General features: G+C 64.1%; 25 protein-coding genes, 1 tRNA gene and 1 pseudogene. 8 read left to right on the top strand and 19 right to left on the bottom strand.

The features are described 5' to 3' along the window. Window positions 1–12: 12 nt before the first annotated feature. The 17 genes from Q0743_RS30155 to Q0743_RS30075 form a co-directional block, all read right to left on the bottom strand. Entirely contained in the window at window positions 13–1,521 is a 1,509-nt protein-coding gene (locus Q0743_RS30155) for an NADH-quinone oxidoreductase subunit M (RefSeq protein WP_298245075.1), read from the bottom strand. Continuing rightward, a complete protein-coding gene (gene nuoL / locus Q0743_RS30150; RefSeq protein WP_298245074.1) occupies window positions 1,522–3,615 on the bottom strand; it encodes an NADH-quinone oxidoreductase subunit L in 2,094 nt (697 codons plus the stop codon). It abuts the gene before it with no gap. 8 nt (window positions 3,616–3,623) lie between these two features. Then, window positions 3,624–3,932: an NADH-quinone oxidoreductase subunit NuoK gene (nuoK, locus tag Q0743_RS30145; RefSeq protein ID WP_008547737.1), complete on the bottom strand. Its 309-nt coding sequence runs from the start codon at window positions 3,930–3,932 to the stop codon at window positions 3,624–3,626. Further along, a complete protein-coding gene (locus Q0743_RS30140; RefSeq protein WP_097662515.1) occupies window positions 3,929–4,567 on the bottom strand; it encodes an NADH-quinone oxidoreductase subunit J in 639 nt (212 codons plus the stop codon). The genes nuoK and Q0743_RS30140 overlap by 4 nt, the downstream gene beginning before the upstream one ends. A gap of 9 nt (window positions 4,568–4,576) precedes the next feature. Then, window positions 4,577–5,065 (bottom strand): NADH-quinone oxidoreductase subunit NuoI, encoded by a 489-nt coding sequence (gene nuoI, locus Q0743_RS30135; RefSeq protein ID WP_026202312.1) that lies wholly within the window; start codon window positions 5,063–5,065, stop codon window positions 4,577–4,579. 14 nt (window positions 5,066–5,079) lie between these two features. Continuing rightward, window positions 5,080–6,147, bottom strand: coding sequence for an NADH-quinone oxidoreductase subunit NuoH (gene nuoH / locus Q0743_RS30130; RefSeq protein WP_298245073.1), 1,068 nt, complete (start codon window positions 6,145–6,147; stop codon window positions 5,080–5,082). A gap of 4 nt (window positions 6,148–6,151) precedes the next feature. Further along, on the bottom strand, window positions 6,152–8,227 hold the full coding sequence (nuoG, locus tag Q0743_RS30125; protein ID WP_298245072.1) for an NADH-quinone oxidoreductase subunit NuoG: 2,076 nt from the start codon (window positions 8,225–8,227) through the stop codon (window positions 6,152–6,154). 5 nt (window positions 8,228–8,232) lie between these two features. Then, entirely contained in the window at window positions 8,233–9,558 is a 1,326-nt protein-coding gene (gene nuoF, locus Q0743_RS30120) for an NADH-quinone oxidoreductase subunit NuoF (protein WP_298245071.1), read from the bottom strand. A 15-nt stretch (window positions 9,559–9,573) separates the two neighbouring features. Beyond that, the gene (locus Q0743_RS30115) at window positions 9,574–9,780 is read right to left on the bottom strand and encodes a hypothetical protein (protein ID WP_298245070.1); all 207 of its coding nucleotides are present in this window, start codon (window positions 9,778–9,780) and stop codon (window positions 9,574–9,576) included. Continuing rightward, on the bottom strand, window positions 9,780–10,391 hold the full coding sequence (nuoE, locus tag Q0743_RS30110; protein WP_298245069.1) for an NADH-quinone oxidoreductase subunit NuoE: 612 nt from the start codon (window positions 10,389–10,391) through the stop codon (window positions 9,780–9,782). Before nuoE ends, Q0743_RS30115 begins: the two co-directional genes overlap by 1 nt. Window positions 10,392–10,401: 10 nt before the next feature. Then, window positions 10,402–11,367, bottom strand: coding sequence for an FkbM family methyltransferase (locus Q0743_RS30105; RefSeq protein WP_298245115.1), 966 nt, complete (start codon window positions 11,365–11,367; stop codon window positions 10,402–10,404). Continuing rightward, entirely contained in the window at window positions 11,367–12,563 is a 1,197-nt protein-coding gene (locus tag Q0743_RS30100; protein WP_298245068.1) for an NADH-quinone oxidoreductase subunit D, read from the bottom strand. The genes Q0743_RS30105 and Q0743_RS30100 overlap by 1 nt, the downstream gene beginning before the upstream one ends. 2 nt (window positions 12,564–12,565) lie before the next feature. Further along, complete coding sequence (locus Q0743_RS30095) at window positions 12,566–13,180, bottom strand: NADH-quinone oxidoreductase subunit C (RefSeq protein ID WP_097662521.1); 615 nt, start codon at window positions 13,178–13,180, stop codon at window positions 12,566–12,568. 11 nt (window positions 13,181–13,191) lie between these two features. Continuing rightward, on the bottom strand, window positions 13,192–13,779 hold the full coding sequence (locus Q0743_RS30090; RefSeq protein WP_298245067.1) for an NADH-quinone oxidoreductase subunit B family protein: 588 nt from the start codon (window positions 13,777–13,779) through the stop codon (window positions 13,192–13,194). Then, entirely contained in the window at window positions 13,770–14,135 is a 366-nt protein-coding gene (locus Q0743_RS30085) for an NADH-quinone oxidoreductase subunit A (protein WP_100179679.1), read from the bottom strand. The genes Q0743_RS30090 and Q0743_RS30085 overlap by 10 nt, the downstream gene beginning before the upstream one ends. A 689-nt stretch (window positions 14,136–14,824) precedes the next feature. Beyond that, window positions 14,825–17,077 carry a TonB-dependent siderophore receptor gene (locus tag Q0743_RS30080; protein ID WP_298245066.1) on the bottom strand — a complete coding sequence of 751 codons (2,253 nt, stop codon included), beginning with the start codon at window positions 17,075–17,077 and terminating at the stop codon, window positions 14,825–14,827. Between the two features lie 194 nt (window positions 17,078–17,271). Continuing rightward, complete coding sequence (locus tag Q0743_RS30075) at window positions 17,272–17,787, bottom strand: MarR family transcriptional regulator (RefSeq protein ID WP_298245065.1); 516 nt, start codon at window positions 17,785–17,787, stop codon at window positions 17,272–17,274. A gap of 32 nt (window positions 17,788–17,819) precedes the next feature. Between Q0743_RS30075 and Q0743_RS34325 the strand changes: the two are divergent. From Q0743_RS34325 to Q0743_RS30065, 3 genes and pseudogenes are all read left to right on the top strand, one after another. Next, a pseudogene (locus Q0743_RS34325) lies at window positions 17,820–17,996 on the top strand (hypothetical protein); the annotation flags it as partial. Window positions 17,997–18,075: 79 nt separating this feature from the next. After that, the gene (locus tag Q0743_RS30070; RefSeq protein ID WP_298245064.1) at window positions 18,076–19,266 is read left to right on the top strand and encodes an aromatic ring-hydroxylating dioxygenase subunit alpha; all 1,191 of its coding nucleotides are present in this window, start codon (window positions 18,076–18,078) and stop codon (window positions 19,264–19,266) included. A 62-nt stretch (window positions 19,267–19,328) separates the two neighbouring features. Beyond that, window positions 19,329–20,621, top strand: coding sequence for an MFS transporter (locus Q0743_RS30065; RefSeq protein ID WP_298245063.1), 1,293 nt, complete (start codon window positions 19,329–19,331; stop codon window positions 20,619–20,621). A 2-nt stretch (window positions 20,622–20,623) separates the two neighbouring features. Here the strand turns inward: Q0743_RS30065 and Q0743_RS30060 are convergent, their stop codons facing one another. Together Q0743_RS30060 and Q0743_RS30055 are read right to left on the bottom strand one after the other, a co-directional pair. Next, complete coding sequence (locus tag Q0743_RS30060) at window positions 20,624–21,304, bottom strand: alpha/beta hydrolase (protein ID WP_298245114.1); 681 nt, start codon at window positions 21,302–21,304, stop codon at window positions 20,624–20,626. 18 nt (window positions 21,305–21,322) lie between these two features. Further along, window positions 21,323–21,592: a hypothetical protein gene (locus Q0743_RS30055; protein ID WP_298245062.1), complete on the bottom strand. Its 270-nt coding sequence runs from the start codon at window positions 21,590–21,592 to the stop codon at window positions 21,323–21,325. 262 nt (window positions 21,593–21,854) lie between these two features. Between Q0743_RS30055 and Q0743_RS30050 the strand changes: the two genes are divergently transcribed. From Q0743_RS30050 to Q0743_RS30030, 5 genes are all read left to right on the top strand, one after another. Beyond that, complete coding sequence (locus Q0743_RS30050; protein ID WP_298245061.1) at window positions 21,855–22,058, top strand: hypothetical protein; 204 nt, start codon at window positions 21,855–21,857, stop codon at window positions 22,056–22,058. A gap of 160 nt (window positions 22,059–22,218) precedes the next feature. After that, window positions 22,219–22,295: transfer RNA gene (locus tag Q0743_RS30045), tRNA-Asp, on the top strand. A 293-nt stretch (window positions 22,296–22,588) separates the two neighbouring features. Continuing rightward, on the top strand, window positions 22,589–22,756 hold the full coding sequence (locus Q0743_RS30040; protein WP_298245060.1) for a hypothetical protein: 168 nt from the start codon (window positions 22,589–22,591) through the stop codon (window positions 22,754–22,756). Between the two features lie 123 nt (window positions 22,757–22,879). Further along, a complete protein-coding gene (locus Q0743_RS30035; protein ID WP_298245059.1) occupies window positions 22,880–24,100 on the top strand; it encodes a hypothetical protein in 1,221 nt (406 codons plus the stop codon). 314 nt (window positions 24,101–24,414) lie between these two features. Next, a complete protein-coding gene (locus tag Q0743_RS30030) occupies window positions 24,415–24,759 on the top strand; it encodes an HU family DNA-binding protein (protein ID WP_298245058.1) in 345 nt (114 codons plus the stop codon). Window positions 24,760–24,841 lie beyond the last annotated feature (82 nt).

The raw sequence follows: 24,841 nt of genomic DNA, 5'->3' as shown, positions 1-24,841 counted from the left end.
TGACCTGCCCGATCACTGGAGCAGTGCGGCGGCCTTCACGGCCGTCACAGCGGTGTTGTAGTTGTTGACGAGTTGCTGGACCGAGGCGGCCGACATGTCGAGCACCGGCTTGGGCCAGACGCCGAACAGGATCGTCAGCGCGATCATCGGGAACAGCGTCAGGCACTCACGGAAGGTGAGATCCTTCATGCTCGCCAGCGACGGCTTGACCAGCGCCCCGAACACGACCTTGCGGTAGAGCCACAGCGCATAGCCGGCCGACAGGATCACGCCGAAGGTGGCGAAGAACGCGGTCGGGATCGAGACCTTGAAGGTGCCGAGCAGCGTCATGAACTCACCGACGAAGCCGCTGGTGCCGGGCAGACCGACATTGGCCATGGTGAAGACCATGAAGGTCATCGCGTAGAGCGGCATCCGGTTCACGAGGCCGCCATACGCGGCGATCTCGCGGGTGTGCAGGCGGTCGTAGACGACGCCGACGCAGAGGAACAGCGCGCCCGAGACGATGCCGTGCGAGATCATCTGGAACATGCCGCCGGCGACGCCCTGCATGGTGCCGGCGAAGATGCCCATGGTGACGAAGCCCATATGCGCGACGGACGAGTACGCGATCAGCTTCTTCATGTCCTCCTGCATCAACGCCACCAGCGAGGTGTAGATGATGGCGATGGCCGAGAGGGTGAACACGAACGGCGCGAAGTCGTGCGAGGCCAGCGGGAACATCGGCAGCGAGAAGCGCAGGAAGCCATAGCCGCCCATCTTCAGCAGGATCGCGGCGAGGACCACCGAGCCGGCCGTGGGCGCCTCGACGTGCGCGTCGGGGAGCCAGGTGTGCACGGGCCACATCGGCATCTTCACCGCGAACGAGGCGAAGAAGGCCAGCCACGCCCAGGTCTGCAAGGACCGCGGCACGGCGGTGTGCATCAGGGTCGGGATGTCGGTGGTGCCGCCGTTCCAGTACAGCGCCATGATGGCGAGCAGCATCAGGACTGAGCCGAGCAGCGTGTAGAGGAAGAACTTGAACGACGCATAGACCCGGCGCGGACCGCCCCAGACGCCGATGATCAGGAACATCGGGATCAGGCCGCCCTCGAAGAACAGGTAGAACAGCACGAGATCGAGCGCCGAGAAGGTGCCGATCATCAGCGTTTCCAGGATCAGGAACGCCATCATGTATTCGCGGACGCGGTTGGTAATCGCCTTCCAGCTTGCGATGATGCAGAACGGCATGACCGCGGTGGTGAGGATCACCAGCGGCAGCGAAATGCCGTCGACACCCATGTGGTAGGTGATGCCGGTGGCGAGCCAGTTCGCCTTCTCGACGAACTGGAAGTCCGGATTGGTCGGGTCGAAGCGCATGACCAGGATCACCGACACCGCGAAGGTGATCAGCGTGGTCCAAAGCGCGATCCAGCGCGAATTGCGCTTGGCCGCCTCGTCGTCGCCGCGGCTGAGATAGACGATCAGCGCGCCGACCAGCGGCAGGAACGTCGTGACCGAGAGAATGGGCCAGGTTGTCATTTACTGGCCTCCAAAGCCGAACATGAACCAGGTGATCAGGCCGGCGGCACCGATCAGCATGGCGAATGCGTAGTGATAGAGATAGCCGGTCTGGATCTTCACGACGTTGCGGGTGACGTCCAGCACGCGGGCGGAGACGCCGTCGGGGCCGAAGCCGTCGATGATGAAGCCGTCGCCCTTCTTCCAGAGCTGGTAGCCGATCCACTTCGCCGGACGGACGAAGATGATGTCGTAGAGCTCGTCGAAGTACCATTTGTTGAGCAGGAACTGGTACAGCATCGGCTGCGTGTTCGCGAGCTCGACCGGCAGATAGGGCCGGCGGATGTAGAACAGGTACGAGACGAGGAAGCCCAGCACCATCATCACCGTCGGCAGGAAGGCGATGGTCTCGGGGATGTGGTGCATCTCCTCGATGATGTGCGGGTTCATCTTCACGGACTCGCGGAAGAACTCCTCGACGCCGTGACCGGCGAACAGCTCCTTGAACGGCAAGCCGGCAACGAACGAGCCGACTGCGAGCACGCCGATCGGGATCAGGATCCAGAGCGGAGCCTCATGCGCGGCCTCGTAGTGATGCTCGTCATGCGGCTCGCCGTGGAAGGTCTTGAAGATCAGGCGCCAGGAGTAGAACGAGGTCAGGCCTGCTGCGACGATCGTCATCAGGAAGCCGTACACCGCAAACGGATTGTGCGAGGCGTAGGCCGCTTCGATGATCGCGTCCTTGGAGAAGTAGCCGGCCGTGAGCGGGAAGCCGGTCAGGGCCAGCGTGCCGACCACCATCACCGCATAGGTGTACGGGATCTTCTTCCAGAGCCCGCCCATGTTGCGGATGTCCTGCTCGTGGTGCATCGCGTAGATCACCGAGCCGGAGCCCAGGAACAGCAGGGCCTTGAAGAAGGCGTGCGTGAACAGGTGGAACATGCCGACCGAATAGGCCCCTGCCCCCATCGCCACGAACATGTAGCCGAGCTGCGAACAGGTCGAGTAGGCGACGATGCGCTTGATGTCGTTCTGGACGAGGCCGATCGTGGCCGCGAAGAACGCCGTGGTCGCGCCGAAGAACATCACGACGGCCTGCGCGTTCGGGGCGAGCTCGAACAGCGGCGACAGGCGCGCCACCATGAAGACGCCCGCGGTGACCATGGTCGCGGCGTGGATCAGCGCCGACACCGGGGTCGGGCCTTCCATCGCGTCCGGCAACCAGGTGTGCAGCAGGAACTGCGCCGACTTGCCCATCGCGCCCATGAACAGCAGGAGGCAGGTCAGGGTCAGTGCATCGGCATGCCACCCGAGGAAGTTGATGGTCTTGCCGGTCAGGCCGGGCGCCGCGTGGAAGATCGTCTCGAAATCGGTCGAGCTGGTCAGCAGGAAGATCGCGAAAATGCCGAGCGCGAAGCCGAAGTCGCCGACGCGGTTGACGACGAAGGCCTTGATGGCGGCGGCGTTCGCCGACGGCTTCTGGTACCAGAAGCCGATCAAGAGATAGCTGGCAAGACCCACGCCTTCCCAGCCGAAGAACAGCTGCACGAGGTTGTCCGCCGTCACCAGCATCAGCATGGCGAAGGTGAACAGCGAGAGATAGCCGAAGAAGCGCGGCCGGTTCGGGTCCTCATCCATGTAGCCGATGGAATAGAGGTGCACGAGCGAGGACACGGTCGTCACCACCACCAGCATCACGGCGGTGAGCGTGTCGACGCGCAGCGTCCACCAGACCTGTAGGTCGCCGGAGAAGATGAAAGGCAGCAGCTGGATCCGGGTGTCGTGGTGCATGAAGCCGACATCGACCAGCGTCATCCAGGACAGCGCGGCCGAGACGAACAGCAGTCCCGTCGTGATCAGCTCGGCAGCACGTGAGCCGGCCGCGGGGGGCTCGGTCGGCCCGTGGCCGTGATCGTCGTGACCGTGGTCGTCATGTCCATGCGCATCATGTCCATGGGCGTCGTGGGCCACTGAGGCGTGCGCGTCGCCATGGCCGTGGTCGCCGTGATGATCGAGCTCGTCGCCCGAGGGGTTGCGGGCATGTGCACCGGCGAGGGCAATGAGCCCGGCCAGAATGGCGCCCAGCAGAGGCAGGAAAACGATTGCCTGAACCATGACCGAGCTCAGCCCTTCATCAGATTGACGTCCTCAACCGCGATCGAGCCGCGGTTGCGGAAATAGACCACCAGGATGGCGAGACCGATCGCGGCTTCCGCAGCCGCAACCGTCAGCACCAGCAGCGCGAAGACCTGGCCGACGATATCGCCGAGGAAGGTCGAGAACGCCACGAGGTTGATATTGACCGAGAGCAGGATCAGCTCGATCGACATCAGGATGACGATGATGTTCTTGCGGTTCAGGAAGATGCCGAGGATCCCGAGCGTGAACAGGATCGCGCCGACCGCCAGGTAATGTCCGAGCCCGATCGTCATTTCACCCACTCCGCCGCATCGGCATCCGAGAGCCCCTGCCCCGGCGCCACCTTGCGCATCGCCATCGCCATGTCGGGCGTGCGCGCGTTCTGAACGTTGATGTCCTGCCGCTTCACGCTCGCCTTGTGGCGCAGCGTCAGCACGATGGCGCCGATCATGGCGACCAGAAGCACCATGCCCGAGAGCTGGAAGTAGTGGATGTACTTCGTATAGAGCACGAGGCCGAGCGCCTCGGTGTTGCTGACATTGGTCGGGATCGCCGCCGTGATCGTCTTGGAGACGCCGGGGTTGATGACCCAGAAGCCGACGGTGAGCAGCAGCTCGAACAGGAAGATGCCGCCGATCACCAGGCCGACCGGCAGGTACTCGATGAAGCCTTCGCGCAGCTCGAGGAAGTCGACGTCGAGCATCATGATCACGAACAGGAACAGCACCGCGACCGCGCCGACATAGACGACAATCAGCATCATGCCGAGGAACTCGGCGCCCATCAGCACGAACAGGCCCGAAGCGTTAACGAAGGCCAGGATCAGGTACAGCACGGAGTGCACGGGATTGCGCGAGACAATCACCATCACGGCCGAGGCGACGCAGACGCCGGCGAAGAGATAGAAGAACAGCGCGGGAAGGATCATGCCCTCACCTCACCGGTACGGCGCGTCGAGCTCGATCGCTTTCGCGATCTCGCGTTCCCAGCGGTCGCCATTGGCGAGCAGCTTGGCCTTGTCATAGAACAGTTCCTCGCGGGTCTCGGTCGCGAACTCGAAATTCGGACCTTCGACGATGGCGTCGACAGGACAGGCCTCCTGGCAGAGGCCGCAATAGATGCACTTCACCATGTCGATGTCGTAGCGCACGGTGCGGCGGGTGCCGTCGTTGCGGCGCGGGCCGGCCTCGATGGTGATGGCCTGCGCCGGGCAGACCGCCTCGCACAGCTTGCAGGCGATGCAGCGCTCCTCGCCGTTCGGATAACGGCGCAGCGCATGCTCGCCGCGGAAGCGCGGCGAGATCGGGCCCTTCTCGAACGGATAGTTCAGCGTCGGCTTCGGCTGGAAGAAATAACGCATGGCGAGGAAGAACGCCGAGACGAATTCCGACAACAAAAGCGAGCGTGCAGTGGCGTTGACGTTGATACCCATGACAGCCCTCACTTCGGCGCGATGCCGGCGAACTGCAGCACGCCGGCCACCACGATCACCATCGCCAGCGACAGCGGCAGGAACACCTTCCAGCCGAGGCGCATCAGTTGGTCGTAGCGGTAGCGCGGCACGATCGCCTTTGCCATCGCGAACAGGAAGAACATGAAGAACAGCTTCAGCGAGAACCAGATGATCCCCGGCACCCAGTTGAAGGGCGGCAGGTCCACCGGCGGCAGCCAGCCCCCGAGGAACAGGATCGTGGCCATCGCGCACATCGTGACGATCGCGACGTACTCGCCGAGCATGAACAGGAGATACGGCGTCGAGCCATACTCGACCATGAAGCCGGCGACGAGCTCGGACTCGGCTTCGACGAGGTCGAAGGGCGGACGGTTGGTTTCCGCCAGCGCCGAGACGTAGAACACCACGAACATCGGGAACAGCGGCCAGACGTACCAATTCAGGATCGTGAGCTGCGGCAGCCCGATCAGGCTGGCGAGGCCCCGCACATGCTGGGCCTCGACCACGGCCGAGAGGTTCAGCGTGCCGGCGCAGAGCAGCACCGTAATGATGACGAAGCCGATCGAGACTTCATAGGACACCATCTGCGCCGCCGAGCGCAGCGCCGCCAGGAACGGGTACTTCGAGTTCGATGACCAGCCGGCCATGATGATGCCGTAGATCGACAGCGACGAGATCGCGAAGATGAAGAGGATGCCGACATTGATGTCGGCGATCACCCAGCCGAGATTGGTCGGGATCACCGCCCAGGCCGCGAGCGCGAGCACGCAGGACACCAGCGGCGCCAGCAGAAAGACGCCCTTGTTGGCGCCGGCCGGAATGATCGGCTCCTTCAGCACGAACTTCAGCAAGTCCGCGAAGGATTGCAGCAGGCCCCACGGCCCGACCACGTTCGGGCCGCGACGGATCTGCACCGCCGCCCAGATCTTGCGGTCGGCGAGCAGGATGTAAGCGATCGCCACCAGCAGGACGACGAGCACCAGCACGCTCTCCGCGATCATGATGATCAGCGGCCAGAGGAAGCCGGTCCAGAATGCGCTTTCGAAAAATTCCATCAGCTCACTCCGCTGCGGTCAGCATCTGCCCGGAGGCAAGCCGCGAGCACTCCGCCATCACGGCGGACGCACGCGCGATTGGGTTGGTCAAATAGAAGTCCTCGACCAGCGGCTTGAACGGCGCCTTCTCGGGCGAGCCGCCCTTCCCCGCCAGCTTCTTGACCTGGTCGGCGGAGCCGGCCTCGATCTGGTCGAGACGGATGAGATGCGGCACGGCCTTGAAGATCGCCTGGCGCAGCGAAGCCAGCGAGTCGTAGCCGAGCTTCTTGCCGAGCGCTTCCGACAGTGCGCGGACGATCGCCCAATCCTCGCGGGCTTCGCCCGGCGGGAATGCGGCACGGCCCGTCATCTGCACGCGGCCTTCGGTGTTGACGTAGATCGCGGACTTTTCGGTGTAGGCGGCCGCCGGCAGGATCACGTCGGCGCGATGCGCGCCGCGGTCGCCATGGGTGCCGATATAGACGACGAAGGTGCCGTCGGGCGCGTTGATCTCGTCGGCGCCAAGCAGGAACAGAAGGTCCAGCGTGCCGAACGTCGTCATCTGCGCGGCATTCAGCCCGCCGCCGGTTGCGGAGAAGCCGATGTCGAGCGCACCGACGCGCGAGGCGCTCTCGTGCAACACGCCAAAGCCGGTCCAGCCGTCCTTGAGCGCGCCGACATCGAGCGCCAGCTTGGCGGCGGCCGCGAGGATGGCCGCGCCATCGTGGCGCGAGGCCGCGCCCGCGCCGACCAGGATGATCGGATTCTTGGCGTTCTTTAGCACGTCCATGAAGGAGTGCTTGCCGGCCGCGAGCTCACCGAGCGTCTCGGTGCCCGCGCCGAGGTGGTCGTAATCGTAGGTCAGATCGGCCTTGGCGCCGATCACGCCGACCTTGAAGCCACCGGCGCGCCAGCGCTTGCGGATGCGGGCGTTGAACACGGCCGCTTCCTTGCGCGGATTGGCGCCGATGATCAGCAGCGCATCGGCCTGCTCGACGCCTGCCAGCGTCGGATTGAAGATGTAGGAGCCGCGGCCGAGCGCTGGATCGAAGGCGTCGCCGCCCTGCACCGCCAGATTGCCCGAGCCGAACTTGGCGAGCAGGTCCTTCAGCGCGAACATCTCCTCGACACCGGCAAGGTCGCCGGCGATCGCGCCGATGCGCTTGCCGTCGGTGCGCGCCGCTTTCGCGGCGATCGCGGCAAAGGCTTCCTGCCAGCTCGCCGCACGCAGCTTGCCGGCCTCGCGGATATAGGGCCGGTCGAGGCGCTGGGTGCGCAGGCCGTCGACGATGTGGCGGGTCTTGTCGGAGATCCACTCCTCGTTCACGGCCTCGTTGATGCGCGGCAGCACGCGCATCACCTCGCGGCCGCGGGTGTCGACGCGGATCGCCGATCCCACGCCGTCCATGACGTCGATCGACTGGGTCTTGCCGAGCTCCCACGGACGCGCCGCGAAGGCATAAGGCTTCGAGGTCAGCGCGCCGACCGGGCAGATGTCGACGAGATTGCCCTGCAGTTCCGAGGTCAGGGCGTGCTGGAGATAGGTCGTGATCTCCATGTCCTCGCCGCGGCCCGTGGCGCCCATTTCGGGCGCGCCGGCGACTTCCGCCGAGAAGCGGACGCAGCGCGTGCACTGGATGCAGCGGTTCATCGAGGTCTTGACCAGCGCGCCGAGGTACTTGTCCTCGACCGCGCGCTTGTTCTCGGCGAAGCGGCTGGTGTCGACGCCATAGCCCATCGCCTGGTCCTGCAGGTCGCACTCGCCGCCCTGGTCGCAGATCGGGCAGTCCAAGGGATGGTTGATCAGAAGGAATTCCATCACGCCTTCGCGTGCCTTCTTCACCATCGGCGACCGCGTGGAGATTTCCGGCGGCTCGCCCTTCGGGCCCGGACGGCAGTCGCGCACGCCCCAGGCGCAGCTCGCGACCGGCTTCGGGCCGCCCTTCACCTCGACGAGACACATGCGGCAATTGCCGGCGATCGACAGCCGCTCGTGGTAGCAGAAGCGCGGAATCTCGGCGCCGGCCGCCTCGCACGCCTGAAGCAGCGTGTATTCGGCGGGCACATCGATCTCTTTGCCGTCGATGATGAGCTTGGTCATGTCTCTTACTCCGCCGCGACCATGTTCACGGGATCGCGGACGCCGGCATCGTCGATGTCGGCCTTGTGCGAATATTCGTCGATGCGCGCTTCGATCTCGTGACGGAAATGCGCGATCAGGCCCTGGATCGGCCATGCCGCCGCGTCGCCGAGCGCGCAGATGGTGTGGCCTTCGACCTGCTTCGTCACTTCGAGCAGCATGTCGATCTCGCGCTTGTGGGCGCGGCCTTCGGCCATGCGGGTGAGCACCCGCCACATCCAGCCGGTGCCCTCGCGGCACGGCGTGCACTGGCCGCAGCTCTCATGCTTGTAGAAATAGGAGATGCGGGCGATGGCGCGGATCAGGTCGGTGGACTTGTCCATCACGATCACGGCCGCGGTGCCGAGGCCCGAGCGCAGCTTGCTCAAGCTGTCGAAATCCATGGGCGTGTCGATGATCTGCTCGGCCGGCACCATGCGCACCGACGAGCCGCCGGGGATCACGGCCTTGAGGTTGTCCCAGCCGCCGCGGATGCCGCCGCAATGCTTGTCGATCAGCTCACGGAACGGAATGCCCATGGCCTCTTCGACGTTGCAGGGCCGCTCGACATGGCCGGAGATGCAGAACAGCTTGGTGCCGACATTGTTCGGACGGCCGATACCGGCGAACCACGCCGCGCCGCGGCGCAGGATATCAGGCGCAACCGCGATCGACTCGACGTTGTTCACGGTGGTCGGGCAGCCGAACAGGCCGACATTGGCCGGGAACGGCGGCTTCAGGCGCGGCTGGCCTTTCTTGCCTTCGAGGCTTTCGAGCAGCGCGGTTTCCTCGCCGCAGATATAGGCGCCGGCGCCGTGCGCGACGTAGATGTCGAACGGCCAGCCGTTGACGTTGTCCTTGCCGACCAGCTTGGCCTCGTAGGCCTGGTCGATCGCGGCCTGCAGATGCTCGCGCTCCCTGATGAACTCGCCGCGGACATAGATGTAGCAGGCATGCGCGTTCATCGCGCAGCTCGCGATCAGGCAGCCCTCGATCAGGAGATGCGGATCGTGCCGCATGATCTCGCGATCCTTGCAGGTGCCGGGCTCGGATTCGTCGGCGTTGACGACCAGATAGCTCGGCCGCCCGTCGGTCGATTCCTTCGGCATGAAGGACCATTTCAGACCGGTCGGGAAGCCGGCGCCGCCGCGGCCGCGCAGGCCCGACGCCTTCATCTCGTTGATGATCCAGTCGCGGCCCTTGTCGATGATGTTCTTGGTGCCGTCCCAGGCGCCGCGACGCCGCGCACCCTCGAGCCCCCAGTCGTGGAGGCCGTAGAGGTTCTTGAAGATGCGGTCCTTGTCCTCGAGCATATCAGTGCTTTCCGATCAACGAATGGTCTGCTTGTAGGCAAGTCCGGCGGCGCAGACGGCGAAGGTCAGCGCCCAGAGCAGACTGGATTCCAGCGAGGCGCTCAGGCCGAAGCGCTGCAGCAGGAAGATGAAGGCGGCCGCCACGGCGGCATGCATCGCGATGAAGCCCCACTTCTTCATGGCACCACTCCCCTGCGCCGAGGGCTGCGAGAGTTCACGCATCAGGTGATCTCCTTCAGCGTGGTCGGCCCCGTTATCGGCGCCGAGAACTGGCGGCCGTTCTGCGGACCGGGCTTGGGCGGATTGCCCGAAGCGAAGCCGTCGAGCACCTTGCCGAAGCTCTCCTTGGTCAGGTCCTCATAGGTGTCCTTGCCGATCAGCACCATCGGCGCGTTCACGCAGGCCCCGAGGCACTCGACCTCCTCCCAGCTGAAATTGCCGTCCTTGGAGAGATGGAAGGGCTCGTGATGGATGCGGTGCTCGCAGACGTGGATCAGATCCTCGGCGCCGCGCAGCCGGCACGGCGTGGTGCCGCAAACCTGGACGTGGGCCTTCTTGCCGACGGGAGCGAGCTGGAACATCGTGTAGAAGGTCGCGACTTCCAGCACGCGGATATAGGGCATGTCGAGCATGTCGGCGATGACGCGGATCGCGGCTTCCGAGACCCAGCCGTCGTGCTGCTCCTGCGCGCGCCAGAGAATGGCGATCACCGCCGAGGCCTGACGTCCTGCCGGATATTTCGCGATCTGCTGCTTCGCGAACGCGAGGTTCTCGTCCGTGAACGCAAAGCTCGCGGGCTGGACTTCCTTCGGTGCTAATCGGCGAACGGACATCTGTTATCTCTCACTGCATGCGGCGCGCGGTTTTCGCATTCAGGGCTTCAATCCTGTCCTGCCAGAATGCGCTTGCGGTGCCGAAAACGTTGTAGCCGACATGGGTCGAGACCTTGATGCGGTCGAGGATCGACAGCTCGGTCACGGTCTCCATCCGGTTGCTGCGCGGATCGAACACGATCAGCTTCAGCGGGGTCTGCTCGAGGATGTAGCGCGACACCGCATGCGAGCGGTCGCTGCCGTGCTCCTCGCACATGATGACGCTGTCGGCCTGGAGCAGCCGGGCCCCACCCTTGATCGCCTCGATCTCGACGCCCTCGACGTCGAGCTTGATCAGGTACTTGCCGCTGGCTGCCACCTTGCCGTCGTCGATGAGATTGTCGAGCGAGATCACCGGCACCTCCTCGCCGCCCGCCGAGGGATCGCCGGCGATGCTGAAGGCTTCGTGCTTGGTGCCCGACAGACGCGCGGTGCCGCGAGTGGCGCCGATCGCGCACTTCATGGTGTCGAAGCGATTGCCGTTGACGCGGGCATTGTTGGCGAGCTTCGGATAGTTCTGGCCCGACGGCTCGATCGCGATCGCCTTGTGCGAGCCGAACGGCTTGCTCGACACCAGCACCGACCAGTAGCCGTAATTCGCACCGCAATCGAGCAGCGTGTAGTCGACGTCGATGCTATCGGCGAACAGCAGCTCGAGCTCGTCTTCGTAATTGTAGGAGCGGTTGAGCAGCTTGCTCCAATAGCCGTCGCCATAGGGAAATTCGAACACCGCGTCGGCATTGAGCTTGATCGCGATGTTGCGCCTGGGCAGCGTCTTCGCCAGCAAATTCGCACAGGCGATGTAGCCCATATGCGAGAAGTGCGAGGAGATCTTCGATCCCGTCACCAGCGCCAAGGCAGCCGTCCGCTCCCACAGGTTGGCCCCTTCAAGGGCCCCCGAGGCGCGGTCGAACTGGATTGGCGCCTGCTGCCCCATCACCGATCGACCTCTCCGAACACGATGTCGAGCGAGCCGAGGATGGCGGAGACGTCGGCGAGCAGATGGCCGCGGCAGATGTGGTCCATCGCCTGCAGATGCGCAAAGCCCGGCGCACGGATCTTGCACTTGTAGGGCTTGTTGGTGCCGTCGGAGATCAGATAGACGCCGAACTCGCCCTTGGGCGCCTCGACCGCGGCGTAGACCTCACCGGCCGGCACGTGAACGCCTTCGGTGTAGAGCTTGAAGTGATGGATGAGGGCTTCCATCGAGCGCTTCATCTCGCCACGGCGCGGCGGCGCGACCTTGTTGTCTTCGACGACGACCGGGCCCTTGCCGTCGGGCGCGTTCAGCTTCTGGATGCACTGCTTCATGATGCGCACGGATTGGCGCATCTCTTCCATGCGGATCAGATAGCGGTCGTAGCAGTCGCCGTTCTTGCCGATCGGAATGTCGAAATCCATCTCGGCGTAGCACTCGTAGGGCTGCGATTTGCGCAGGTCCCAGGCCGCGCCCGAGCCGCGCACCATCACGCCGGAGAAGCCCCACTCCCAGGCTTCCTTCAGCGGCACCACGCCGATGTCGACGTTGCGCTGCTTGAAAATGCGGTTGGCGGTGAGCAGCCGGTCGAGGTCGTCGACGACCTTCAGGAACGGATCGCACCAGGCCTCGATGTCGTCGACCAGCTTCTGCGGCAGGTCCTGATGCACGCCGCCGACGCGGAAGAAGGCTGCGTGCATACGGCTGCCCGAGGCGCGCTCGTAGAACACCATCAGCTTCTCGCGCTCTTCGAAGCCCCACAGCGGCGGGGTCAGCGCGCCGACGTCCATCGCCTGCGTGGTGACGTTCAGAAGATGCGACAGGATGCGACCGATCTCGCAATAGAGCACGCGGATCAGCTGGCCGCGGCGCGGCACCTCGATGCCGAGCAGCTTCTCGGCGGCGAGGCAGAAGGCATGCTCCTGGTTCATCGGCGCGACATAGTCGAGCCGATCGAAATACGGGATCGCCTGCAGATACGTCTTCTGCTCGATCAGCTTCTCGGTGCCGCGATGCAAGAGACCAATATGCGGATCGACGCGCGCGACGACCTCACCGTCCAATTCGAGCACGAGGCGCAGAACGCCGTGCGCCGCCGGATGTTGCGGTCCGAAGTTGATCGTAAAATTGCGAAGCTGTTCGGGTTGCTCGTTCATGATCAGACCTTCGGCCCCGCTTTTTCATCCCCCGGGAGGACCGGATAGTCCGCGCCTTCCCATGGCGAGAGGAAATCGAACTTGCGGAATTCCTGGTTGAGCCTGACGGGCTCGTACACCACCCGCTTCTCCTGGTCGTCGTAGCGGACCTCGACGAAACCGGTGGTCGGGAAATCCTTGCGCAGCGGATGGCCCTCGAAGCCGTAGTCGGTGAGGATGCGGCGCATGTCGGGATGGCCGACGAAGAACACGCCGTAGAGGTCGTAGGCCTCGCGCTCGAACCAGTCGGCGCCGGGGAACACCTCGATCAGCGACGGCACCTGCGTGGTCTCGTCGGCCTGGGCCTTGAGCCGGATGCGCGTGTTCAGGGTCGGTGACAGGAAGTGATAGATCACGTCGAAGCGCTTTTCGCGCGACGGATAGTCCGCGGCCGTGATGTCGGTGAAGTTGATGAAGCGGCAGTTCGGATCGTCGCGGAGGTACTTGACCACCTCGACAATCTTGCTGGCCTCGACATCAACCGTCAGCTGGTTGAAGGCCACCGAATGACCGGTGGCGGCGCCCGGAAGCGCGCTAACGATCGTCTGCCCCAGGGCGTCGAGCTTGGCGTCGTCCATGACGTAAAACCTTAGCGTTCGATGGTGCCGGTGCGCCGGATCTTCTTCTGCAGCAGCAGCACGCCGTAGAGCAGCGCTTCCGCCGTGGGCGGGCAGCCCGGCACGTAGATGTCGATCGGCACGATGCGGTCGCAGCCGCGCACGACCGAGTAGGAATAGTGATAGTAGCCGCCGCCATTGGCGCAGGAGCCCATCGAGATGACGTAGCGCGGCTCCGGCATCTGGTCGTAGACCTTGCGCAGCGCGGGCGCCATCTTGTTGGTCAGCGTTCCGGCGACGATCATCACGTCGGACTGGCGCGGCGAGGCGCGCGGCGCGAAGCCGAAGCGCTCGACGTCGTAGCGCGGCATCGACACCTGCATCATCTCGACCGCGCAGCAGGCGAGACCGAAGGTCATCCACATCAACGAGCCGGTGCGGGCCCAGGTGATGAGATCGTCGGTCGCGGCCACGAAGAAGCCCTTGTCGGACAGCTCGGAATTGACCTCGAGGAAGAACGGATCATTGGCCCCGACCGGCTTGCCGGTCGAGGGGTCGAGGATGCCCCTGGCGGCCGGCGCAACAACCGGACCGGCGGACGGTGCAGGGTTCAATCCCATTCGAGTGCTCCCTTCTTCCATTCATAGGCAAACCCGACCGTCAGCACGGCGAGGAACACCACCATGGACCAGAAGCCGGTCGCGCCAAGCTTGCCGAACGCCACCGCCCAGGGAAACAGGAACGCCACCTCGAGGTCGAAGATGATGAAGAGGATGGCGACCAGGTAGAAGCGGACGTCGAACTTCATGCGCGCGTCGTCGAAGGCGTTGAAACCGCACTCATACGCCGACAGCTTTTCCGGATCCGGCTGCTGGAACGCCACGATGAAGGGCGCGATCAGCAGCACGAGGCCGATGAGGCCCGCTACCGCTATAAAGACGACAAGTGGAAGATAGTTCTGCAGAATGCCGCTCATTGGCGAGCCCTTTTTCCCGCAGCCTCGGGACAGCCACGGATTCGTCCGATTTGGAATTGTTCTGAGCCTTAGCGCAGTGCACCAATGGGCGCAAGACACGCTCGTTTTAGGCCCTTTTGCCGCCCCCGGAGCGGTGAAAATCCCGGAATCACCCCGCGCTGGTATGGAGCAGATCGCAGGGCCCAGCAAGGGCAGCCACCGGCTTTGCAGGGCAGCTGCTCGGAGATTGCGGCGCACAGGCCGGGCCGCAATTGCCCACGCTTGGCCTGTGAAAAACGCATGATTTTCGGCTGCGGCGGCGCACCCAAACCGGGCCATGGCGCCGGTCAGGAGCACTGGGCTGTCACGCCGGCGCCATATTGCCGAAGGCCGCCCCCGGCAGCACCGCCAAACCGCCCTTGATGGTCGCGGTCGTGAGGCGGGAGGCGTTGCTGCAAAGACACCTATCCACAGGCGCAAGGCAATCAGACGAGCCATGCATCGCAGCCGGACCCGCCCGCCGCCTGCGAGAGCGGCGTCATCCTGTGATATATTGCAGTCCGGCCGATCGCGAGCGCGGCGGCGGCGACGTCCAAGCCCGTCGCGCGCGCCGCGCTCGGATGAGCTTCAGGCCGGGGGGCATAGCCGGGAGCTCATCTATCTCCTGAAGGAAGATCTGCGGCACCCAGCTGCCGCCCTCCTCCCCGTCCTCACCATTTGTAGGAGACGCTGGCGGTGACGCGCCGGCGGTCGCCGTAGAAGCAGGAGGTGGCCGACGCGCAGCTTGCGACATAGATCTTGTCGGTCACGTTGATGACGTTGAGGGCCGTCCGCCAGTTCTGCCACTCGTAATGGAGCGCGAGGTCGCCGAGCACCACCGATGGAACTTCGAGGGTGTTGGCGGTGTCGGCCCAGGACGAGCCGATGTAACGCACGCCGCCGCCGAAACCGAAGCCCTCGAGCGGGCCGTCCTTGAACGTGTAGTCCGCCCATCCCGACACCAGCATCTCGGGCGTGTTGGTCGGTGTCTTGCCGACGAGGGCCGGGTCGAGATCCCGGCTGTTGAACAGGTGATAGGCCGTGAAGGCGCCGATCAGCTTCAACTCCTTGGTGGCGTTCGCCACCGCCTCCAGTTCGATGCCGCGTGACGTTACTTCACCCGTCTGGTTTTGCAGCACCGGAACGCTGCCCGGCAATGTCGTCGCGACGTTCTGACGGACCAGGTCGAAGGCCGAAACCGTGAAATAGCCGTCGAACCCCTTCGGCGCGACCTTGACGCCGATTTCAGCCTGCTTGCCGGTTTCCGGCAGGAACAGCTTGTTCTGCGCGTTGAGGCCGATGATCGGGTTATAGCTCGTCGAGTAGGAGACGTAAGGAGCGATGCCATTGTCAAAATTATAGATCAGTCCGGCGCGGCCGCTGAACCTGCTGTCGTTGCGGCTGTCGACACTTGCGCCGGTGTCGCGAGCGTCTTGCGTCGTCTCGACCCAATCATTGCGCCCGCTCAGGACCAGCGTGAAATTGCCGAGCTTCATCTGGTCCTGGAGATAGGTCCCCGCCTGTTTCTGCGTAATCAGGAAGTTGCGGAACGGCGCGCTCGGCAGCGGAGTTTCGGCTGCACCGTAGACGGGGTTGAAGATGCTGATTGAAGGTACCCCGAACCCGAAGGCCTGGTAGTCGTCGATCTGATAACCCTTCAGGTCGACGCCGAACAGCATGGTGTGCCGGACCGGGCCGGTGTTGAAGCGATATTCCAGCTGGTTGTCGAGATCGGCCTGATTGGCCGTGTTCTTTGCATACCAATTGTAGCGATTGAGCGTGGCGGTCGCCTGATTGGCATCGTTGCCGACATAGCCGCGATAGGTCAGGTCGACATGCGCAAACCGCGCGTTCTGCCGGAACGTGAGGTCGTCGGCGAGATGGCGCTCGAACTGGTAGCCGAGCATCTCCTGCTCGCGCGTGAACTTGTCCACGCTGGGATCGCCGCCGAAGAAACTGGTCGGAATCTTGCCGTACGAGGCATTCGTCACCGTGCCGACGTAGGGCAGGAAGTTGATGCCGCGGGTGTCCTGCTTCGAGGCCGACGCCAGCACCGTGAACGTGGTGTCGGCGTCCGGCTTCCAGGTGAAGGACGGTGCGATGAAGTAGTTGTTGTCGGGCGTGAAGTTGACCTGCGTCGGGCCGTTCTGGACCTGGCCGACGACGCGGTAGAACAGCTTGCCGTCCTGCGGCTGCGTCGCAACCGGCCCGCCGAAATCGAAGCCGACATAGGCATTGCCGAAATTGTTGACGCCGGTCTCGACATAGCGGATCGGCTCGGCCGGCGGCATCTTGCTGATGACGTTGACGATGCCGCTCGGGCTCGATCCGCCATAGAGCACCGCGGATGGTCCGCGCAGCACCTCGACGCGCTCCATGTTGGGCGTCTGGAGCTTCCAGCTCGCATAGGAGGTATAGAACAGCTGCATGCCGTCGAGGAACAGTCCGATGTCGTCGGACTTGAAGCCGCGGATCAGCCACCAGTCGTTGCGCGTGTCGGCGCCGAAGGTCCCTGCCCGCACGCCGGCGGTATAGCGCAGCACCTCGTCGAGCTTGTTCGGCTTCTGGTCGCGGATCTGCTCGGCGCCGATGACGGACACCGATTGCGGTGTCTCGATGATCGGCGTGTTGGTCTTGGTGCCGGACGAGCTGCGGCTGGCGACATAGCCGTTCACGGGGCCAAGCGGCGTCTCGACAAAGCCGGCATTGCGCTGCGGCTGAGGCTTATTCCTGCTCGCGGTCTGCACCGACGCTCGCAGCGCACGGCGCTGCGGCGTCGTCGCCGCGCGTCGGCGCGCTTCCGGCGCGGTGACGGTCACCGACGGCAGGTTTTGCGCACCACTTTGCGCGGATGATTGTGCGAGCGATGCCTGCGGCACCAAGACCAAAGCGGATGCGGTCGCCAACACGGCCGACCGCAGCATTCCAAGACTGTTCAACGCGCCACCCCAAGCTGCAAGTTCGATGCGACATGCCGCCTGTCCCCCGGACGGCCTGCGCTCAAGGGCGACGCTTAGGTGAGGGCGCGAGAATTCCCTAATTGAATAGATCTTAGAAGGACTCTTAGAAGCGATCCAGCATGTGAAGCGATCCAACGTGTCGAGAGAGCGGCGCGAGGTCAGCGCGCGTTCTTCTCGCTCTCGAGCATCTCGGCGGCGATCGCAGTGAGCCGATCGACCTGACCCAGCAGCGTGAAGAACTCGGCTTCGCTGAGATCTTCCAAAAGGCGCCGGTTGCGCTCCTGCGCGCCGTCGACGATCGCATCATGCGCGGCAAGGCCCGCGGTCGTCAGCGAGATCAGCACCTCGCGGCTGTCCTTCGGATTCGCCGTCTTCGCGATCAGCTTGCGCGAGACCAGATTGGCCAGCGCGCGACTGATCTGGCCCTTGTCCTGGCCCACGGCCTCGGCAAGCCGCGCCACGCTCATCGGCGGCCTGCGGCCGAGCGAGGCGACGAGACCGAACTCGACCGAGGACAATCCGGTGAGGCGCTTGTAGCGCAGGATCGCGCCGCGCTTGAGCAGATTGGCGAGCACCATCAGTCGCGACGACAGCATCACGGTGATCGGGGCCGACGGCTCGCTGTCCTCAGCTGCGGGCGACGTCGCCCCGCCCCTGCTCTCGGTCTGGCTCATGATCCACCTCTGCCAAGAAAGCCCAAGCCTGCCAAGCCCAAGCCTGCCAAGTCCAAGCCTGCCAAGTCCAAGCCTGCCAAGTGCAAGCCTGCCAAGTGCAAGCCTGCCAAGTGCAAGCCTGCCAAGTCCACGTCCCCGAAGTCCAAGCCTGCCAAAGCCCGCGGGCGGTTCCATCAAATGCATCTAAGAGGCATTTGGAAGATCGTTGACATTGTCATCGAATTATTTTTCACTATGGGCAAGACGCAAGAAGCGGCGCGCCCACGGGCTAGCAGCGGGAGGACAAGCATGACCATCACCCAGCGGGATCGCGATCTCGGCACGGCCTATGCGATGAAGCCGGCACACACGCGCACCGAGCTGACCTCGGTCGTGCGCGGCACACCGATGGGCGAGCTGCTGCGCCGCTACTGGCACCCGGTCGGGTTGACCAGCGACGCCACCGACACACCGAAAAAGGTACGCGCGCTCGGCGAGGATCTGGTGCTGTTCCGCGACAAGCACGGCCGCGCCGGCCTGTTGCACGCCCGCTGCTGCCACCGCGGCACGACGCTCTACTACGGCAAGGTCGAGGAAGACGGCATCCGCTGCTGCTATCACGGCTGGAAGTTCGACACCGAGGGCCATTGCCTGGAGCAGCCCTGCGAGCCCGATGGCGGTCAGTTCAAGGACAAGGTGCGCCAGCCCTGGTATCCGGTCGAGGAGCGCTACGGCTTGATCTTCGCCTATATGGGTTCGGCCGAGAAACGCCCCGTGTTGCCGGCTTACGAGTGCCTGGAAAAGATGGACGACGGCGAGCAGGTCGAGGCCGACGATTCCTCGATCGGCGGCGGCGGCCCCGCCATCATCCCCTGCAACTGGCTGCAGCATTTCGAGAACGTGGTCGATCCCTATCACGTGCCGGTGCTGCACGGTTCGTTCTCGGGGCCGCAATTCACCAACATGATGGCCTCGATCCCCGAGGTGAAATTCGAGAAATCGCCGCGCGGCGTCCTTGTCCGCTCCGAGCGCAAGCAGGACGACGGCAAGGTGTTTTATCGCGTCAGCGAGGCCGCGCTGCCAACCTTGCGCGTGGTACCGAACCCGCGCGTTGCGCAGTTCGCCCGCGTCGAGTCGATCGGCTGGGTGCTTCCGATCGACGACGGCTCGTTCCGCATCTATGTCGCCGGCCGCGTCAAGAACTCCGGCGACATCAGCCGCATGCGCTCGAAGTTCAACGGCAAGTTCTGGTGGGACATGACCGAGGAAGAGCACCAGCAATTCCCGGGTGACTACGAGGCCCAGGTCGGCCAGGGCGAGGTCACCGTTCATTCCGAAGAGCACTTTGGCCAGAGCGACCGCGGCATCCTCCTGATCCGGCGGATGCTGAGCGACCAGCTCGACGCGCTCGCCGCAGGCCGCGACCCGATCGGCGTCTCGTTCGATGCGAGCGCGCCGCCGGTGGAATTCGAAGCGGGGAACTACATCCGCGAAGGCTGATCTACCAGCCTCTGCTTCAAGGCTGGACCGACAACGATAACAAAGACAAATTGGGGGAAGGCATGGTCGATGTGACGTCACAGATGTCGGTGCAAACGGCTGCCGCGGCAAAACCCTCGGCGCGGCGCTATTACGTGCTGGGTCTGCTCACCATCATCTACGCGCTGAACTTCCTCGACCGCACGATCTTCAACGTGCTGATCGAGCCGATCAAGAAGGAGTTCCAGCTCAGCGACACCATGATGGGACTGCTCGCCGGTTTCGGCTTTGCGCTGTTCTATTCCCTGCTCGGCATCCCCATCGCGCGCGTCGCCGATCGCCTCAACCGCCGCAACATCGTGGCCCTGGCATTTGCGTTCTGGAGTGCGATGACGGCGCTGTGCGGCGCGGCCACCAGCCTGACCTCATTGGCACTTGCCAGAATTGGCGTCGGCATCGGCGAATCCGCGGGCTCTCCGGCCTCGCAATCCATCGTCGCCGATCTCTTCGCCAAGAACGAGCGCCCGCGCGCGCTCGGGATCTACGCCATCGGCACCTATCTCGGCGTCTTCCTCGGCTATTTCGTCGGCGGCTACGTCAACCAGCACTATGGCTGGCGGATGGCCTTCTACGTCGCCGGCCTGCCCGGCATCCTGCTCGCCGTCGTGCTGTGGCTGACGATCTCCGAGCCGAAGCGCGGCGCGATGCAGGAGAGCTTCGTGCCCGAGCCGCTCGGCCCGACGCTGCGCTTTCTCGCTTCGCAGCGAAGCTTCATCATCGTCCTGATCGGCTTCTGCCTCACGACTTACACGAACTACGCCACCGCGGCCTGGATCCCGCCGTTCCTGGCGCGCGTGCATCATCTCTCCAGCGCCGAGATCGGCACCTATGCCGGCACCTTCAAGGGCCTCGCCGGCATGGCCGGCACTCTGCTCGGCGGCTTCGCGGTGGCGCAGGTCAGCCGCCGCGACGACCGCTGGAAGCTGTGGGCGCCCGCAATCACCTCCGGCCTTGCGGGCCCGGTGTTCGCACTGTGCATGCTGACGCAGGACTTCAAGATGATGGTCGCCATGCTGGCGCTGACCTCGTTCCTGGTCGGCTTCCATCTCGGCCCGATCTTCGCGATCGCGCAGACGGTGGCCAAGCCCAGCATGCGGGCGCTCGCCTCCGCGCTGATCGCGCTCACCGCGACCTGCTTCGGCCAGGGCGTCGGACCGCTGGCGGTCGGCATGGTCAACGACGCGCTGAAGGGTAGCTACGGCACTGAAGCCGTGCGCTATTCCCTGCTCTCGGCAGCGGTCACGACCACCGTCGGCGCCCTGCTCTTCATCTGGGCGGCACGGAGCATCCGCGCCGACATCGACCGGGCGGGCTGACCTCAGGCGCCCATGAACGCGCACATATCCGCGAGCAGGCGCTCACCATGCGTGAGCGGCAGCGGATGCGGCGCACCCTCATAGACCGTCAGCTTGCTGCCCTTGATGAGCCCAGCGGTCTTGGCGCCGGTCAGCGGCAGCGGCGCGCTGGCATCCTTGTCGCCCTGAACGATCAATGTCGGGCGATCGATCCCGGCGGCCGCCTTGCGCAGATCGGCGAATGCGATGGTCTTGCGGCAGGCGAGCGCGACCGGCACCGGCACGCTCAGCATCATCTCGCGAATCCAGGTCCGCGTGATCTCGGGCGTCCCGGCGGTGAAGAACGGTGCTTCGTTCGCGGCGATCCACCCGGCGAAGTCGCAGGCGATGGCCGCGTTGTCGGCCTCGATCATCGCTTTCGGAATCGCGTCCGCATTGTCCTCGGTCCGGACGAGGTATGGCGTGGTCGGCGCGACCAGCACCAGCCTTGCAATCCGCTCCGATCCGTGACGCGCGAGAAAGTTGACCGCTTCGGTCGTCCCCATCGAGAAGCCGACCAGTGTGACGTCGCGCAGGTCGCGCTGCTCGATCACGGCGGCGACGTCGTCGGTCAGGGTGTCCAGATCGTAGCCGGCAGACGGCATCTCGGAGCGGCCGTGCCCCCGCCTGTCAGGCGCGACGCAGCGGAAGCCGCTCGCAGTCAGCGCGGCGATATGGCTGCCCTAGATACTGGCGTCGAACGTCCAGGCCGACAGCAGAAGCACGGCGCGGCCACGTCCCCAATCCTGCACGAAGAGCCTGGTGCCATCCCTGGCGGTCACATAGGGCGATCGCGTCCCCTGCTGTTCCGCCGCCGGCGCGCCGGCTATCGACGCCGCCGCAAAAGCGGTCCCAAGCAAGGTGGTTTCGAGGACGGCGCGGCGGTTCATCGTATCTCTCCCTTGCAGATCGGCCACCCGGCATTCGCGGGCGATGGAGACGATCATGGCCAAGTCAGGCCGCCGGCGCGATTACGCGGCAGGTAAGAGACGGAAAGCGCGCCAGCCCACAGGCCCCCCCTGACGTTGCTGTTGCCCTGATTTTCCGTCCCTCGGCCGGGCCCGGGCGTCCCTGGGCCGCGCCGCCCGCAAGCCCGGCGAAACCAAGCGGGCGTAAACATGAAACCATTTTGCGGAACCCGCGAAACCATCCGGAAACAGATGGTCCCTAAAAGATGAGCCCATAGACGGCGGCAAAGTCCGTCGGGAGGCTCAGATGAACCACTCCATTCACTCTGCTGATCGTGCGACCCACCTGAAGATCGTGGTGATGGCGCTGGTGGCCGGCATCATGGTGGCCGGCTTCGGGATCGCAGCCCGCACCAATGCCGATTACAGCCAGACCGCCCAGTCCACCCACGTGATCAAGGCCGGCAAGCCGGTCGTGGTGACAAGCGCCGGGACCTCGGAGATTCGCTGAAGCGTCCCCTTCCGGGCTTGCTGATGGCCGCCTCCGGGCGGCCTTTTTCGTTTTCCAGAGCAATGCTTAGCGGAGATTCACCGAGGTAGCGCAACGTCCTTGACTTCACTCAGCCCCGCCTTTAAGTCCCCCCTCGTTCCGCGCGCTTTCAGCGAACCACGCGGGAGTAGCTCAGTTGGTTAGAGCGCCGGCCTGTCACGCCGGAGGTCGCGGGTTCGAGCCCCGTCTCTCGCGCCATTTAATGGCGGAATATCATACACTTAATCATGACAGTCTGGGGAGCCTCGACAGCGGAGTGTCGGGAAGGCCGCCGCCGTGAGATTTTCGGTCACTTGGGTTGTGCGCCGATGATCGCTGCAGCCGCATCAAGGCTCCACCGGCCGAGGTCGATCCCTGGCGACGGACCTCGGGCTGTCGGGCCGGAACCTGGCTTCATCTGCAAGCAAGTGGCAGCCCCGACATCCGGTCCCATTCCAGCCGCCACCGAAAGCCACGTTGCGCGGGCAAGTTGTGCTGGATAGGTTGCGCCGATGACGCCTCTCCTTGTTTTCGTGCCGCTCGGCCTGATGTTGTTTTGGATCACCGTGCGGCGCTCGACTCCCCTGTCGATTACCGCCGGCGAGACGCTGCTTTTGGTCACACCAATCTGGACAGGGCTCGGCGCCCTGATACTGGTCATGTGGCTCAGGAGCCCGTAGTCATATGAATCTTCTACGAAAGCATGGCGCCATGGCCGGCCGGAGGATGCATCGCATCCCCTGCCACCGAGTCGTCAGGAACCGGATGGAGCATTTGCCGCCTGACTGGTCCGGCCTGAAAAAATGGCCGCGCTGATGGCTTTGAGTTTGCCGGCAGACCAGCCTCACCCCTACGCGATCGATCGTCGAGTCACAGCGATCATGTGGGCCGGCACAGCCATTCTGCTGGCTGGACTGCTTTTGGTCATGACACGCGAGCCATTCGAATACGTCGACGACCTGGCTTGGCTTCACAGGCTCGGCAATCAACGGCTCGCCGAGATCCCTTTCAGCCCAGCTTGGATGGATGGCAGCCCGTTCTATCGGCCGGGCGCAGAGATCATGCTGAAGCTGTTTCATTCGGCTTTTGGCTGGCACTTGTTGCCTTATCGAATTGCCCAGTTCGGTGTGTTCCTCCTGCTGATCTGGACGTCATCGGTCGCCGCGAAGCGCTTGGGATTGCCGAATTCAACGCTTCCGCTGCTCACCGTCTTCCTGATCGGGTCTCCCTTCATATCCGGATCGGTCGTGTGGCTGAGCGAATTGCCTCACATCGTGGTGCTGATCTGCTTTGCGGCGGGGCTCGCCGTCATATTTTCCGATCGGGGCGACACCGCGAAGCTGGCATTGTGCTCCGGCCTGTTCGTCGCAGCCCTCTCGATGAAAGAGAACGGGCTGGCTCTGCTCGTCTTCTACCCCTTCCTCGCGTCTTCCGCACCGATCAGAGCAACTCTGATCTTTGCTGCGATTACCCTCGGATATTTCGTCCTCAGGGCCGCGACGATTGGCTCCGGCATGGGTCTTGCCAATGCGAGTCCGGTCGACATTCACGCTTACGTCGTCAACATCGCCTCGCAGATCGTCGCGCTTTGGACGCGCCTCGCCAAATGGGGTGAACCAATTCATGAACTTCGCTACGAGACGCCGCTGATCTTGGCATCGAGCGCCTTGATGGCGTTTCTGCTGAGGAAACAGCGGACTCGACCTGTCGTCATGCTTCTCATCGTAGCCTTTGGCTGCGCACTATTCTCCTACGCCTACGCACGGGATCGTCATCTCGCGCTGCCTGCCTTCGCCTATGGCCTTTTGCTTGTCATCGCAGTGTCCAGCCGCGATTTGCGCTGGCTGGTCGTCGTCGTTTGGATCGCATGGTCGGCGCAGGCAGCGCTTACGGTCAGGGACGTTCACCGCGCATCGGTCGACCTGATAGAGCGCGTCTATCGGCCGAACGTCTCTCCAATAACATCTGTTCCCAAGCAGGTCTGGGAGACAGCCCGGTCCACAGCGCTTGCCATCAGGGATTAGAGCGGCGGCGGCGCGAAAAGCAGTCGACACGTGGTGACGACCATGCCGCTTTCTCCGGACGCCGTTTTTCGGCCCGCCGCCCCCGAGGCCGCGCGCCCCCATCCCTCAGGCCATTTGGCAATCGCCTCATAGCCTTAGCCCGAATTCCTCGACGTCTTTCGCGGCTCTGCGGGCCGTTGCAGGTGTCCAGCGGGAACTCGCGGCATAGTCAGCCCGCGCCCGAATCGTCTACGCCTGGAACGACTTAGAGGGATCCCACGCGTTCTCGGCTTTTCCAGGGATTCCCTGTCATTGGACCATCGAGGAGGCCAGTCATGGCTAAAAAGGATTTGGCTAAAAAGGATTCGGCTAAGAAGGATTCGGCCAAGAAGGCAGCCGGCCCCGCCACCATCACGCTCAAGCACCTCGCCGCCGACATCGCCGAAAGCCAGGATCTGTCGAAAAAGCACGCCGAGGCCGTCCTGACCGACATGGTCGATTTGATCGCCAAGCACCTGAAGAAGGGCGATCGGGTCCGCATCGTCGGGCTCGGCATCCTCCAGGTGCGCAAGCGCGCCGCCCGCACCGGCCGCAATCCCGCCACCGGCGAGGCCATTCACATCAAGGCCAGCAAGAAGGTCACGTTCCGCCCCGTGAAGGAACTGAAAGAGGCGATATAGATTCTCGTTTTGACGCGTTTCCTTCACGCGAACCGGAATCCACTTCGCTTGAAAACGCTATGAGTCAAGCTTTCGTTAAGCC

Origin of the sequence: uncultured Bradyrhizobium sp. (assembly GCF_936943645.1) — a bacterium.
Classification (GTDB): Bacteria; Pseudomonadota; Alphaproteobacteria; order Rhizobiales; family Xanthobacteraceae; genus Bradyrhizobium.
This window is presented reverse-complemented; position numbering and strand designations above follow the sequence as displayed.